The sequence below is a fragment of the Acidimicrobiales bacterium genome, assembly GCA_035316325.1.
In the GTDB taxonomy this organism is placed as follows: Bacteria; Actinomycetota; Acidimicrobiia; order Acidimicrobiales; family VFJN01; genus DASXTK01.
The window spans coordinates 1-13,093 of sequence record DATHJB010000165.1 but is presented as its reverse complement, the minus strand read 5'-3'; the positions used below and the strand labels follow the sequence as shown (position 1 = coordinate 13,093).

The window sequence follows — 13,093 nt, the reverse complement described above, 5'->3', positions numbered from 1 at the left end:
CATGGCGGTCGCCCCCACCACCGGCGGCGTCACCCTCGGCGGCACCGCCGTCGTCACGTTCACGCCCGGCGGCGGCCAGGTCGACGCCGACCTCGTCCTCGAGTGCGACTTCGACAACGACGGCGACTTCGACCAGCCCGACGAGGATGTCACCAGCCTCCTCTACGACGCCGAGACCAAGACGGGCCGCGACTTCCCCTCCAGCGTCACCGGGCTCGCCGGCCCCGGCGCCCTCAAGGCCCTGCTCCGCAACGACGACGACCGGTTCAACTTCTTCAACGCCGACTCGCCGCTGAACCAGGGCGCCAACTCGCTGCGCACCGGCCGCAAGATCCGGCTCCGCACCACCGAGGCCACCGACGTCGACCCCGCGCTGCTGCTGCGCGACCGCTTCGGTACCGACGGCGTGCTGACGATCGCCGAGACCGGCCAAGCGTGGATCACGGAGAACACCGGGGCCGGGGCCGACGCCTGGACCGTGTCGGGCGGTCGGGCTCGGCCCACCGACGACGGCGCCACGTTCCCGCAGTTCGCCCTCGCGGTGGGGTTCACCGACGACCACTACGTGCAGGCCACCCTCGGACCCATCGGACCCGACACCGGTGCGGGTGTCGTCGCCCGGTACTCCAGCACCAACGAGCTCGTGATGGTGCGGGTCACCCTCGCCGGCATGGTCGAGCTCGTCGAGGTCGTCGCCGGCGTCGCGTCGGTGCTCGACTTCCACCCCCTCACACCCTGGGACGGCATGGTCGTCGGCCTCCGGGTCCAGGGCGACCAGGCGACCGCCTACGTCGGGGGGGCGCCCGTCATCACCGACACGCTCGTCGACGCCGTAGGCGGCAACGGGGCCGGTCTGGTCGCAATCTGGGAGGCGGCCGAGGCCGAGCCCCCGTCGTTCGTCGACGTGTGGGTGTTCGAGGACGTGTCCCAGCCGATCGAGGGCGTGTTGTGGACCGGCGACATCTCCGACGTCCGCCCCGCCGCCCCTGTCGCCGGCCGCAAGACAGCGTCGATCGCCGGTGAAGGCTGGCTCGCCCGCGCCGCCCTGGCCGACGTCGCCGCCCCACGGCTCCCCCTCGAGGGCGCAGCTACCGGGCTGCTCGTCGGTGATGTCCTGGCGAAGGCCGCCCTCCTGCACCCGCCCGGGCCGATCAACGAGGGCGTCATCCTGACCGGCCCGGTCGGCATCGAGGACGGCAAGGCCCTGGCGCTGGCCCGCCTGTTCGAGGAGGTCGAGATCGGGTTCCTGCACGAGACCAACGAGGGCCCCATCGGCTACTTCAACCGTGACGGCGGCCTCACCTTGGACAGCACCAGCACGACCGCAGCGGTCACGTTCTGCGACGGCCCCGGCCCCGGGCTCGAGTACTCGGACCTGACCCCGTACGACCAGCGCCGGGCGATCATCAACCGGGTCACCGCCGGCGTCGCCCCCTCCGCGCCCAGCGGCATCGTGGTGGCAGCCTCGGGCACCCACTTCGGCAGCGCCGACGTCGACATCCTCCTGCCCACGGTCATCGCCCGCGACCTCCTGGTGCTCGTCGTCGCCAGCAGCAAGGGCATCGGCGGCGTCAGCAACGACTGGTTCGTGCCCCGGTTCTGGACCGAACACCGCAACCTCAAGTCCACCGTCGGCATGCGGATCTACACGCTCATCTGCGACGGCACCGAGTCGGCCACGACCCCCAAGTTCTTCGACGACCTCGGCACCATCGCCGGGCTGTGGGTCGCCACCCTCTGGCGGATCCGTGGCTGGTACGGCTCGCCCAGCGGTCTGTCGGTGGGGACCGTCACCGCCGGCCTCGACCCCGCCGGCGTCGCCCACGGGTGGGGTCGGCAGTCGACACTGTTCATGCTGTTCGCTACCGGGATCGGTTCGGTGGCCGGCAGCGGTACCTTCGCCGACCCGTTCGTGGCGCCCCACGGCTACACCGAGTCGCGCGGGTCATTCGTCTCCACGGGCGCCAACCAGTACGAGGTCGGCTGGACAGCGTGCCACAAGATCGACTGCACCGAGTCCGAGGACCCCGGGCCGCTCACGGCCCTCACCGGGTTCACCATCAACGAGTCGGTGGTCATCGCCGTGCGCGGCTACGACGGCGAGCTGGCGAAGGCCACCGGTCTTGGGGCGGTCCCCGGGCAGCCCGCCGGCCGGTTCATCACCGTCGACGACCTCGACTCCCAGCAGGGACAGCGGGCCGTGCGCTCACCCAGCGCAGTCCCCAACCTCTTCGCCACCGAGGGCGACGCCGCCGACTACGCCGGCACCATCCTCGGCCGCTACGCCGATGACCGCCCCATCTTCACGCTGTCGTTCCCCGCGACCCTCTCCGCCGCCCACCGGGCCCAGGCGATCCGCCGCCGCGTCGGCGACAAGATCCACCTGATCGCCACCGGCACCACCGGCATGGGCGTCGAGGCCGACTTCGTCATCGAGTCCATCGCCCACAAGCCCGACAACGCCGGCAAGCAGTGGCGGGTCACCTGGGAACTGTCCCTGGCTACGTAGCGCGCACCCCCGGCGACTTCCCCACCCTTCGACCTTCTGAGGAGACGCGCCCATGGGAACCCTCGCCGGCCACCCCTACGTCAGCCGCGCCGAGTGGGCCGCCCGGGCGCCCACCTCGGCGTTCTTCCCGATGCCGTCGCTGCCCACGCCCCGGCTGTGGATCCACCACACCGGCACCGAGCAGCACGGCGCCCGGGCGCTCCGCGACATCCAGCGCTACCACCAGGTGACCAAGCGCTGGAAGGACATCGCCTACAACTTCCTCGTCGACGACGACGGCACCATCTACGAGGGCCGCGGCGCCGGGATCGCCGGCGGGGCGACAGCCGGCGACAACACCCGCGCCCACGCCCTCTGCCTGCTCGGCAACTTCGAGAACCGGCCGGTCACCGCTGCCGCGTGGCGGGCGACGGTGGACCTGGCCCGCCACGGCCGCGATCGCGGCTGGTGGAAGCCGACCTGCGGCGGCCACCTCGACGCCCCCGGCGCCTCGACCGATTGCCCCGGCCGCTACCTCTACGCCCGCCTGGCCGACCTCCGCCACGAGATCGTCAGCGGCCCAGCACCCACCCCTGCACTCATCGAAGAGGAGCCACCTGAGATGCCCGATGTACGACTGCTCGACTGCGCCGGCCGACCCGCCCTGCTCTTCGGTGCCGGAGACCCCAAGCGCCTCAACGCCGCCCAGCGCGGCGCCATCCGTGCCCTCGACATCGTCGGCGAGACGATCGACACCGCGACCCACGACGCCCTCGCGTCGCTGATCCCCCTCCCCGTCGTCCCCCGTGTCGACGTCGACGAGGCCATGATCGCCACCGCGTTGGCCCCCGGACTCACCGCCGCGCTGATCGCCGCCATCCCCGGGGTCACGGACCTCGCCACCACCGACGACGTCGAGGACCGGTTCCGTCAGGTGCTCACCGCCGTGTTCGGCGCCGCTGCCGCCGGCGCTACGGGCTGACCATGTGGCAGGCGGCGGCATCGGTGGCGGCGCTCCTCACAGCGATCGCCGGTGGCAGCGTCGGGATCGCCGGGTTCGTGCGCTCGGCCCGCGCTGAAGACGCGCGCCGCAGCGCCGACGCCACCGGCGTGGGCCTCAACTACCTCGAGAAGGCGCTCGCCGCCCTGCAGACGACCATCACCCGCCAGGAAGGCGACCTCGGGGAGCTGCGCGGCCAGCTGAGGGGCTGCACCGAGGAGCGCCAGGCCATGTCCGCAGAAATCGCTGACCTGCGAAGGGCGATCCAATGAGCGCCTGGCGCACCGCGTGGGCCCAGCTGCGCCGTCAGCCCCTCATGGCCTTCGCCGCGGTGCTGGTGGTCGTCTCGGCCCTGCTGTCCGCCGGGTCGAGCTGGGTGGCGTTCGACGCCCAACGTGCCGGCGAAGCCCGAGACGATCGGGTCGAAGAGCTCGTACGGGCACTCGCCGGCGAGACCAGGCACCGCGAGATCCAAGGCTGCCAGACGGCCCTGCAGACCCGGGCCGAGCAGGAGCAGCTGCTCGTCGACATGGTCACCGCACTCGGCGGCCGCCCCCAGATCGTCGACACGATCCACGACGCCTACGCCGAGCTCCCCCACCCCGCGACCTGCGCTCCCTGACCTGATCGCTCCCCCCAGGAGGAAACCCCCGTGCTCCCTGACCTCACCCGCCGCATCACCGCGGTGGCCACCTCGGTCGTCACCCTCGTCACCGGCCTCGCCGTGCTCTTCAACGCCTTCGTCGCCGAGGTCACCCCCTCGTTGCCCGACGGCTGGCAGGACAACGCCGCGGCCATCGGCGCGGCGGTCACCTCGGTGCTGCTGATCGCGTCCAGGGCCGTCCGCCGGGTCACCGCCGTACCGACCGAAGAGCGCGGCCTGCTGCCACCCCCAACGTAGGATTCGGGGTGCCTTGAGCCCCCTCTCGGCGCTCGAACCACAAGCGTGCGATGCCCCGTCGACGGACCCGGCCCCTAACCCGGCGAAGTCGGCGGGGCATCGTCGCGTCCGGATACTGACGCCGGCGGCGACGTGGGGGCCCCGTCAGGCGGGGCCGAGCGCCCCTCGGGGAGGGGTGCCGACGAGCTGGCGGTGGAGGTCGATGTAGCGGTCGTGGATGTCGACGACGTCCGCTGTGCGGCCGTAGCGGCCGGTCAGCCGGTGGTCGAGCTCGGTGAGCCGCCACAGGTTGGAGGTGACCATGCGCCCGGAGTCGAGGGCGAGGCCGGTGAGGTGGACGGCTTCGTCGGGCTGGTCGGCGCCGGCGAGCACCAGGGCGAGGTCGATGCGGGCGAGCGCGAGGCGCCGCGCCCACCGGCCGTCGATGGCGTCGACGTCGTACTGGTCGACCGCGAGGCGGGCGGCGGCCTCGGCGGCGGCGTGGTCGTCGCCGAGCCAGGCGAGGGTGGTGGCGGTGTAGCCGACGAGCTTGCGGGGGTCGAACTGGAAGTGGTGCTCGGGGTGCTCCGGCTGTCCCATCCGGTCGAGCGACGCGGCGGCCGCCTCGAGCAGCCGGTGGGTGTCGGTCACGAGCTCGAGCCGCGCGGAGGCCCGGGCCTCCTGCACGGCGAGCTGCACATGCGCTGATGTCCCGGCGGTCACGAGCTCGCGGCCGGCCTGGCAGTACTCCAGGGCATCGCGGTAGTGGCCGTCGGTGAGTGTCTGCCATGCCTGCGTCTCGAGCACCCAGGCGACGAGCTGCGGCTCGTCGGTCTCGACCGCCATGGTGCGGGCGGCCTCGAGGTTCAAGGCGGCGGCCCGGTACTGGTGTAGATCGATGTGGCAGATCGCGGTGAGCAGCGACAACCACCCGGCGGTGACGGTGAGCTGACGTCGCTGCCCGAGGGTGGCGCGCCCCTCGAGCAGCCCGACGGTGTAGGCCCGGTACGCCCGCAGCGGCACCAGCAGCTCCGCTGGTGGCGTCGACGTGTACGACCTGCAGAGCAGATCGGCGCCGGTCTCTACCGCGGCCATGGTCGAGGCGCCGACGTCGGAGATCTCGGCGCGGCGGATCAGCTCGATCGCCTCGATGTCGTCGAGCGCCGGCGGGGTCACCGTCGTCCAGTCCGAGCCGACCTCCGGCAGGTCCTCGACCAGCAGGTCGTCGAGCTCGGCCAGCGACACGTTCAGCGCCCGTGCGAGTGCCGGGCGCTGCCACGCCTGCGGTGGCGACACGCCCTGCTCCCAGCGGCCAGGCGTGGTGCGGTCGACCTTGAGCGCCTCGGCGAGCTGCTCCTGGGTCAACCCCGCCGCCTTCCGAGCCGCCGCCAGACGGCTTCGCCGTGCCACGACACCCACCTTAGGGCGATTCGTGCAGGTCAGGGGCCACGATGCGGAGCCAACGCGGAGCCCACGCTGCGCCCGCTCCGTGGTCGGCTGCCGGCACGACGCTCAGACTGGCCAACCATGGCGAGCAACCACCACGGCGATCCGACCGACACCGGTACACAGCACGACGAGCCCACCGTGCACGGCCCCGTCCCTCGCGCCGCGCCGCCACGTTGGGTCGAGGACCTCCGGGTACTCCTCCGGGTCGAGGTCAACGACGGCAGCCTCGACGCCGACCGGGCCACCAACACCTACCTGATTGACGTCATCGACGACACCGGCGGCCGCGCCCTGCACCTCACCCTGGACTGCGCCACCCACCTCATCGAGAGCCTCCGAGGCCGGCTCCGCATCGCAGCCGAGATGAAGGCCGACCCCCACCACCCGGTCAACGCGTAGATCCCGGCTGCCGGCGGTTCGCCTGGCGCACGAGGTCGAGGGCGGCGTCGGTCATGCCGGCGAGCGGGTCCAGGCGGCCGGTCCGTGTGGGTGGCTGCCAGTTGCGGTCGGCGAGGATGACCCACAGGGCCATCGCGCAACAGAACAAGGCGAAGAGCACGACCACCAACGTCGCGGTCATTGGTCGCCCTCGGTGCGGAGCTGCATGAGCAGCTCGTAGGCCAGCGCGAAGGCGATGGGCGGCCAGGCGGCGACGAGGCGGCCCACGATCGTCGGCTCGGCGGTGGCGATGTTGGCGGCCACCGAGACGACGCCGCCCAGCACGAGGCCGAGCCAGGCGAGCCGGGCGGGCTTGCCGGTGTTGCGGCGCACCAGCAGGCACAGCGATGCCGCGACCATGAGCCCGTCGACGCTCAGCGGCAGCAGCCGGGCCCGCCAGCCGGTCTCGCCGACCATCAGGAGCAGCTCGTGCTGGTGCTCGTAGGACGTGGCCGCGGCCACCCCGGCCACCAGCACGACGGCCACCGTCGCCAGCCACCGCAGCCACAGCGTCATTGCCGCGGTCATGGCCGGCGCCGCCGGCCGGGCGTGGCCAGCAACGGCCCGGGTCGGCCGATGGCCGGCGGCCGGCAGGGCTCGGCCGCGGCCGGCCGGCAAGCCGGTCGTGTTGCCGGTGGCCGGCGCCAGGGGTTGCCGGTGGCCGGCCGGCATGGCCGTTGCCGGTGGCCGGGCCGGGGCCCTGGTCATGGCCGGCCGGCGGCCGCTGGGGGTTGCCGGTGGCCGGCCGCGGCATGCCGGTGTCGCGGGCCCAGGCGGTCAGCCAGTTGCGTGCCGTGCGCTCAGGGATGTCGAACCGGCGGCCGAGCTCGGCCCCGGAGAGGGGAGTGCCGGCGGCCGCTGCCGCCTCGGCCGCCGCCTGGGCGGCCGCCTTGCGCTCTTCCGGCGACGCCCACTCGTCGTCCTGGCCGCTGGCCGGGCCCGGCTGCCGGTGGTCGTTGAGGACGAGGCTCATCCGACGAGCATCGAGTCGATGTCGGTCAGCTCGGCCACGAGGCCACGGCAGACCGCGCAGTCGTCGAGGTGACGCTGTGTCGCGGCCCGCACCCGGCGGCTCTGCCCGTCGCGCACGTAGGCGCCGAGGAGCGACCGGTGGGGCTCGCACTGCGGCCGGGCCCAGGTCTGGAGGTGCGCCTGGAGGAACGCCCGGCGCAGGTGCTCCCGGGCCCGGTAGGCGAGAGCGGCCACGGCGTTGGGCGACACGCCCAGCAGCGGGGCCAGCTCGCGGGGGTTGCGGCCCTCGACGGCCGTGTACCAGAGCACGGCCTGCCAGCGGTCGGGCAGCGACTCGAACGCCCGGGTGATCAGGTCACGGTCGCCGACGTCGGGCAGTGGGGGAGCGGCCGCCGCCCCAGGGGGGATGTCGTCGAGGGGCTCATCCCGGGGCGCCTCGGCGTGGTCGGCGGCCAGCCGCCGCAGCGTCGCCAGCAGGTAGGCGCGGAACGCTTCGGTCGGGCCCGCGCCGCGGCGGGTCGCGGCCAGCACCTTCTCGAAGGCCTCGTTGACCAGATCGTCGGGGTCGCCCGGGCACCAGTAGGTCAACGCGATCCGCCGGGCCACGGCCTTGTGTCGCACGAACAACTCGCTGAACGCCGCTTCGTGGCCGTCGCGCACCCGGCTGACCAGCTCCATATCGGAGACGCTCATGGCCTCGCCTCGGGCCCGGCGGGACACTCGCCACACGCGGCGATGTCGGTCCAGGCGTAGACCACCACGCCCACCTCGTCGAGGCCGAGCTGCTCAACGAGCCGGCCGTCTCTGCGCTGGTCGACGAGGTGGCTCAGGCACATCGCTCCGGGCGCCCACACGACACCGACCGGCAGAGCGCCGGTGACCGGTTGACGGGGCAAGCCCAACGCCCCCAGGCGGCACACCTCCGCGACCGAGATCTCGACGATGTTCTCGGGGTCGCTGACCGTCCGGCGGGCGTCGAGCGGCTCGGCGCCGAGACTGAGGCGCTGGTTGTCGGCCACGACGTCGGCCTGGCAGCGGCGGCGGTGCTCCATGTACTCGGCCGCTGGGATCGCCTCGCTGCAGCTGGGGCAGATCGTCGGCATGCGGTCGTCGCTCATGCCGACGCCCAGCGACTGCCGGGCGTACCGGTCGTAGCGCTCGACGATGTCGTCAGCAGCCTGGCGATGCGACTCGACCGCCGCGCCCAACCGGTCGAGCGCGGCTCGAACGTCGGGTTCCGCGCCGAGCCCGTTGGCCATCTGCTCGACGTCCATGGCGTACGAGGTCAACGCCCGTGCGCGGGCGGCGCCGAGGCTCACGCCTTCCCGCCAGTGGGTGCTCAGTGGGGGCCCGCACTGGTGCTCGCGCACCAGCTGGTCGATCAACGGCTCGTTCATGGATGCCAGCGACGTCGCCTTGGTGCAGTTGATGCAGCGCAGCTGCCACCACATGCCCTGGTTGTCGACGCTGAACCCCGGCCACAGCGACGCCGGCGGCACGTCCTCGAACGCCGGCGTCACGAGCACCCCCCAGCCAGTGCTTCGCGGGCCCGGACGGCGAGCTGGTTCTCGCGGTGGCGGCGCGCGCAGGCGCCGTAGTCGTCGGGGTCGTCGAGGTGGTCGTCGATCGAGGTCTGGCCGTCGACCACGGGGGAGGTGCTGGCGGCGGGGGAGGAGGTGCCCCAGCGCAGGGCCTGGACCTCGTCGACGAGCTCGGAGATGAGCGTCACGTGGTGGGGCTCGACGCCGGCGCCGCCGGATTCGACGATGCGGCGGCGTTCGTCGTCGTAACCCTTGAGGTACGCCTGGGCGCGGTCGATGACGTCGTCGTTGGTGGTCTGGTTCATGCACTCTCCTGGGGGGTCAGGGAGGGGATACGCGTAGATCGCGGTGGTACCGTGCTCGCCGGCGAGGCTGCAGGCCGTCTCGTTCAGCTGCTCGACCATCAGTCCTCCTGGGCCGGCCAAGGCTCAGGGCCGGGGCAGTCGACGTCGATCAGGCCGTCGTGGCGAGCGCCGCCGTCGAGCACGTGGTGCGCCCAACTGTCGGCGACACTCCCGGAACTCCCATCGAGGACGATGCGGTGCCCGCACCACCGGCACCACGACCGCGCGTCGTTGAGGGCTCCAGCGGTCGGGTCGCGAGGCGGCACCGGCGGCGGCAGCTGCTCGGGGCGCAGCATCCCGGCCGCCTCGAAGCGGCGCACCATGGCGGCCCAGCGGGCCCGGGCCAGCATCCTGGTCGAGCCGATCGCCTCGCCCATCTGGATCCAGGTGCAGCCCGCCATGCGGGCGCCCAGCACCGCCTCCGACTCTTCGTCGTTCAGCCGCCCCTGCAGCTGGTGCACGGCGCACAGGCGGTCCAGGGCCCGCTCCGGGTCGGTCGAGGTCGAGTACAGCGCCCGCTGCAGCAGGCCCCGCGCGCTGTCCGGTGGCACCGGGCACTCGTCGTTGAGGCGGTGCGCGTGACCGCACGCCTGATGGACCTCGGGCTCCTTGGGTCGTCGGGCATCGGAGAGGACGTCGTCGTGATCGTGGCGCAGCAGCTCGATGGCAAGGAGCGCGGTATCGGGCGACGGCGCGGTGAGGCGGGCGTGTTGGGCGACGACCGCCCAACCGTCGCGAGGCAGGACCTCGGCCGCGGCCAGCGCCTCGGCCGGGTTCGGGTAGGTGACGGCCAGGAGGTCGGCGAGCTGCCGGGCCCGGCGCAGCTGATGCACGACCTTCGGACGGTCGCCGGCGGGCGTGGTGGGAGAGTCGGTCATGGTCATGCGATCTCCTCGTCTCGGGCCTTCGCCTGCGCAGCCTTCGCCTGCGCAGCCCGGCGGCTGTCGTCGGCGAGCTGCCCGTGCGTGGTGGGCATGATCGGCCGGCCTTGGTGGCGGCGTTCCCAGATGGCCTCGCGGACCGACCGCGATGGCCGGTTGAGCGGCGCGTGGGCGGCGTCCCAGTGCACGAGGCCGTGGCCGTGCCAGAGCTTGGCGACGTCCTGGAGGACGCGCTGGGCGCCCTCAGCGGTGCCGCCGCCCCGTAGCACCAGCTCCCCGACGGCGAGGTGGGCGTCGTTGTAGAAGTGGGTGATGCCGTGGGACAGCAGGTACTGGTGGTCGACCTGGCAGCCGCAACGGGCGCACGCCAGCTGATCGTGCCGGCAGTTCTCGGCCTCCTCGATCGCCTGCTGCAGGAGCTTCGAGAGGTTGAAGGTCGGTCGCTCGCGCCGCAGTGCGTCCAGCGTCTCGAGCACGGTGTCGGGTAGATACACGTTCACCCTGGGCATCGCGTCGCCCTCCCTGTGTCGTGGTCTCTCACACTCAGGGTGGGACCACCTACGCCACGGCACCAGAGCGCCCACCCAGCGCGCGCTCCGCACCGACACCGCATCAGGGGCGACGACCAGCGGGTCAGCCGCGCATACACACGCTGCGCACACACATGGCCACCGAGAGTGTGCGCGCTCTACACACGCCGCGCCCCCGGACAGGTCGACGACCATGGGCGTGCCGAGGGGGCCGGTCGGGCGGGGCGTAACCGGCCGACGGCCCACCTCGGCACTTGCTCGGCCAGCCGCGATGGCACGGGGCCGGCCGAGAGCACCGATGGGGGACAGGCCCGACGAGGCGGTTGCCGAACCCGCCCCCCATCGGAGAACATCGCTACCCTCCGCGACCAGAGGCCGGCCGAAGGGTGGACCCAGGTGCACGGGCCGGACGGCCCCGCTGACCGTCCGGCCCTCACCGGCGCGGGCGGTACCCAGCGCCACGACGACACGAAGCGGAACCCACTGACCCTGGGTCCCCATGCCTCCGCCGCCGCCACGCTCCCGCACCATGCGTGAGGGACGGTATCACACCCCTTCCCCAAGCGAAGGGATTAACTTCTCGTGGAATGTTCGCGGACGAACCGATGGCACCTTCCGACTGGGCGGTGCTGATGCCGATGACAGCAGAGCAGTCGCCTCAGAAGTGGGGGATCGTCACCCTGCTCGTGAGCTTTCCCGAGGGCACCTGGCTTGGCGGAGACGAGCTCGCCGAGCTGACCGGGGTGAAGTGGGCGCGCAGGCCGCTGACCGAGCTGGTCTCGGCCCGTGTGCTCGATCGCGATGACGGTGGCGGCAGCAGCAGCCAGTTCTGGTACCGGGTGAACCCACGTTGGTGGGAGTGGGAAGTCCGTTGGCGTCATTCAATCGCGCGGGTCGGTGAGCTCTTGAGCGATTGGAAATGGCGGATAAGCGAAGACCCGATTGACATTTTCGGCGCGCGCCCCAGCGCGCGCCATACCGCTATTGGCGCGCGCCTCACCGCGCGCCACCCCAATGACGAAAGGGGTCAAAGGGCAGTCAAGGCGGCAATGGCGCGCGGTGAGGCGCGCGCCAAACCGGTAATAGGTGCTGACCCAAAGGAAGTGGCGCGCGCTGGGGCGCGCGCCATATCCGAGTCGCGCGCGCTGGGGCGCGCGCCAAATCAGGGCAGTCGTGAAGAAGAGGAGATATCTAGTTGTTCACGCGATACGGACTCCTCTTCTTCCGACTCGTCGCCGGCTCCGGTGGTGAACATCGACAGCGGTCGGAAGCGGCAGCTGACACCGGATGAGGAGAAGGCTCGTGGAGCCGTGCTGACCCGGTGCGTCGGCCAAGCCGGCCGGCGCCCGTTCCTGAAGGGCTGGCCAGCTGAACAGCTCTACGACCTCGTGGGCCGCTATGGCGTTGTCGACGTCGCATCCGCAGCCGCTCAGATCCCTTCTGGCATGGAGCTTCCGCCTCGATTCGTGGAGCTGCTCGCCGATGTCCTTGCGGCTGGCGCCGGCGCCGATCGGTCTCCGTCGGCCACCGACATGGAACGTCCCGTGTCACCCGAGCCGCCTCTCATCGTGCTCGCCGACGATGCGCCGGTGCCGGCTCCGGCTCCCGAGAGCTCCGCGGGTCAGCTGCTCCAGCGAGCTGCGAACTTCCCCACCCAGCGCACGAAAACCGGATGAGATGACCACAGAGCGTCCTGCGACAGGCTTCACTGTCACACTCTTCGACTACGATGCGGTCAGTGGAAAACCCCACGGAAATGGCGGGTTCCTTATGAGCGGAGCAGCGCAAGTACGACACATCAAGGAGCCGATCGCGGGACGATGGGCTTGGCGCGACTACGGCCCGACGTGCGTCTGCGAGCTCGACGACTTGCGTGCTCGAGCAATGGCCACGAACCCTGACGGCATCGACGTGTTCCGGTTCCTCGCTTGGGTCGAGTCCGAGTTCACCGGCGAGCACATGATCGGTGTGCCACGTGGCGCCGCAGCGCTGGCCAAGTACCGGCGGTTCCTCTACGAGCTCAACGTCGACCACGAGCCGGCGCACGACGTCGACGGCGTGCTGGCTGACCTGCCGTGCGCGTTCGAGCACTCTGCGGATCCACGGGAGGCGGCGACGGCAGCTTTACAGAACGTGGATGGCTGGCGATCGCGAGTCGCAGCCTGATGGCGGGCCGGAGCGGCGGCGATGTGTGGGACGTCAAGAGGGAGCCGATCGTCGACGACGCACCCGGGACCCCCGACGGCATCCCGTCCCTCTGGGCGTGGGTGGCGATCGACGCCATGGGCGGAGAGGGGATCATCGGGGCCCAGCTCCCCGGGCTAGGCGCCGTGGCACTCGTCACCGGCAGCGAGAGCCTGGCCCGTGGTCACTTCGCCCTGGCCGTCGCCCAGCTTCCCCGCATGGGCCGCCGGTTCGAGCTCCGCCGCTACGACCTGGCGGGCCCGGCATGAGAGTCGGACACCGGGGACAGCAGGAGGCCAGCGCATGAACCTGAGCACCCTCGAGATGAGCCCTGAGGATGCCGCCGAGCGGCTCAAGGAGTACGAGGCGCAGCTCGCCGGCGAGCG

At 72.0% G+C, this 13,093-nt stretch carries 17 protein-coding genes; 9 read left to right on the top strand and 8 right to left on the bottom strand.

The window, feature by feature from the left end:
- Nucleotide 1 precedes the first annotated feature (1 nt).
- The 5 genes from VK611_21565 to VK611_21545 are packed head-to-tail and all read left to right on the top strand — an operon-like array spanning nucleotide 2 to nucleotide 4,389.
- On the top strand, nucleotides 2–2,509 hold the full coding sequence (locus tag VK611_21565) for a hypothetical protein (GenBank protein ID HMG43936.1): 2,508 nt from the start codon (nucleotides 2–4) through the stop codon (nucleotides 2,507–2,509).
- Between the two features lie 52 nt (nucleotides 2,510–2,561).
- On the top strand, nucleotides 2,562–3,470 hold the full coding sequence (locus tag VK611_21560; GenBank protein HMG43935.1) for an N-acetylmuramoyl-L-alanine amidase: 909 nt from the start codon (nucleotides 2,562–2,564) through the stop codon (nucleotides 3,468–3,470).
- 2 nt (nucleotides 3,471–3,472) lie between these two features.
- The gene (locus tag VK611_21555) at nucleotides 3,473–3,760 is read left to right on the top strand and encodes a hypothetical protein (protein ID HMG43934.1); all 288 of its coding nucleotides are present in this window, start codon (nucleotides 3,473–3,475) and stop codon (nucleotides 3,758–3,760) included.
- Entirely contained in the window at nucleotides 3,757–4,110 is a 354-nt protein-coding gene (locus VK611_21550; protein ID HMG43933.1) for a hypothetical protein, read from the top strand. The genes VK611_21555 and VK611_21550 overlap by 4 nt, the downstream gene beginning before the upstream one ends.
- 30 nt (nucleotides 4,111–4,140) lie before the next feature.
- A complete protein-coding gene (locus VK611_21545; protein HMG43932.1) occupies nucleotides 4,141–4,389 on the top strand; it encodes a hypothetical protein in 249 nt (82 codons plus the stop codon).
- A 144-nt stretch (nucleotides 4,390–4,533) separates the two neighbouring features.
- On the opposite strand, the gene VK611_21540 is transcribed toward VK611_21545, so the two are convergent.
- Nucleotides 4,534–5,778 (bottom strand): helix-turn-helix transcriptional regulator, encoded by a 1,245-nt coding sequence (locus tag VK611_21540; GenBank protein ID HMG43931.1) that lies wholly within the window; start codon nucleotides 5,776–5,778, stop codon nucleotides 4,534–4,536.
- Between the two features lie 117 nt (nucleotides 5,779–5,895).
- Between VK611_21540 and VK611_21535 the strand changes: the two genes are divergently transcribed.
- Nucleotides 5,896–6,216 (top strand): hypothetical protein, encoded by a 321-nt coding sequence (locus VK611_21535; GenBank protein ID HMG43930.1) that lies wholly within the window; start codon nucleotides 5,896–5,898, stop codon nucleotides 6,214–6,216.
- On the opposite strand, the gene VK611_21530 is transcribed toward VK611_21535, so the two are convergent.
- The 7 genes from VK611_21530 to VK611_21500 all read right to left on the bottom strand — a co-directional run bounded on the left by VK611_21530 (nucleotide 6,206) and on the right by VK611_21500 (nucleotide 10,502).
- Nucleotides 6,206–6,397 (bottom strand): hypothetical protein, encoded by a 192-nt coding sequence (locus VK611_21530; GenBank protein ID HMG43929.1) that lies wholly within the window; start codon nucleotides 6,395–6,397, stop codon nucleotides 6,206–6,208. The two genes, VK611_21535 and VK611_21530, sit on opposite strands and share 11 nt — an antisense overlap.
- Complete coding sequence (locus tag VK611_21525; GenBank protein ID HMG43928.1) at nucleotides 6,394–6,963, bottom strand: DUF2637 domain-containing protein; 570 nt, start codon at nucleotides 6,961–6,963, stop codon at nucleotides 6,394–6,396. Before VK611_21525 ends, VK611_21530 begins: the two co-directional genes overlap by 4 nt.
- Nucleotides 6,964–7,224: 261 nt before the next feature.
- On the bottom strand, nucleotides 7,225–7,920 hold the full coding sequence (locus tag VK611_21520; protein HMG43927.1) for a sigma-70 family RNA polymerase sigma factor: 696 nt from the start codon (nucleotides 7,918–7,920) through the stop codon (nucleotides 7,225–7,227).
- Entirely contained in the window at nucleotides 7,917–8,747 is an 831-nt protein-coding gene (locus VK611_21515; GenBank protein HMG43926.1) for a hypothetical protein, read from the bottom strand. The genes VK611_21520 and VK611_21515 overlap by 4 nt, the downstream gene beginning before the upstream one ends.
- Entirely contained in the window at nucleotides 8,744–9,172 is a 429-nt protein-coding gene (locus VK611_21510; protein HMG43925.1) for a hypothetical protein, read from the bottom strand. The genes VK611_21515 and VK611_21510 overlap by 4 nt, the downstream gene beginning before the upstream one ends.
- Nucleotides 9,172–9,996 carry a hypothetical protein gene (locus tag VK611_21505; protein HMG43924.1) on the bottom strand — a complete coding sequence of 275 codons (825 nt, stop codon included), beginning with the start codon at nucleotides 9,994–9,996 and terminating at the stop codon, nucleotides 9,172–9,174. The genes VK611_21510 and VK611_21505 overlap by 1 nt, the downstream gene beginning before the upstream one ends.
- Complete coding sequence (locus VK611_21500) at nucleotides 9,993–10,502, bottom strand: hypothetical protein (GenBank protein ID HMG43923.1); 510 nt, start codon at nucleotides 10,500–10,502, stop codon at nucleotides 9,993–9,995. The genes VK611_21505 and VK611_21500 overlap by 4 nt, the downstream gene beginning before the upstream one ends.
- A 608-nt stretch (nucleotides 10,503–11,110) precedes the next feature.
- Between VK611_21500 and VK611_21495 the strand changes: the two genes are divergently transcribed.
- The 3 genes from VK611_21495 to VK611_21485 are packed head-to-tail and all read left to right on the top strand — an operon-like array spanning nucleotide 11,111 to nucleotide 12,976.
- On the top strand, nucleotides 11,111–12,199 hold the full coding sequence (locus tag VK611_21495; GenBank protein HMG43922.1) for a hypothetical protein: 1,089 nt from the start codon (nucleotides 11,111–11,113) through the stop codon (nucleotides 12,197–12,199).
- 1 nt (nucleotide 12,200) lies between these two features.
- The gene (locus tag VK611_21490) at nucleotides 12,201–12,689 is read left to right on the top strand and encodes a hypothetical protein (protein HMG43921.1); all 489 of its coding nucleotides are present in this window, start codon (nucleotides 12,201–12,203) and stop codon (nucleotides 12,687–12,689) included.
- Nucleotides 12,689–12,976 (top strand): hypothetical protein, encoded by a 288-nt coding sequence (locus VK611_21485; protein HMG43920.1) that lies wholly within the window; start codon nucleotides 12,689–12,691, stop codon nucleotides 12,974–12,976. The genes VK611_21490 and VK611_21485 overlap by 1 nt, the downstream gene beginning before the upstream one ends.
- Nucleotides 12,977–13,093 lie beyond the last annotated feature (117 nt).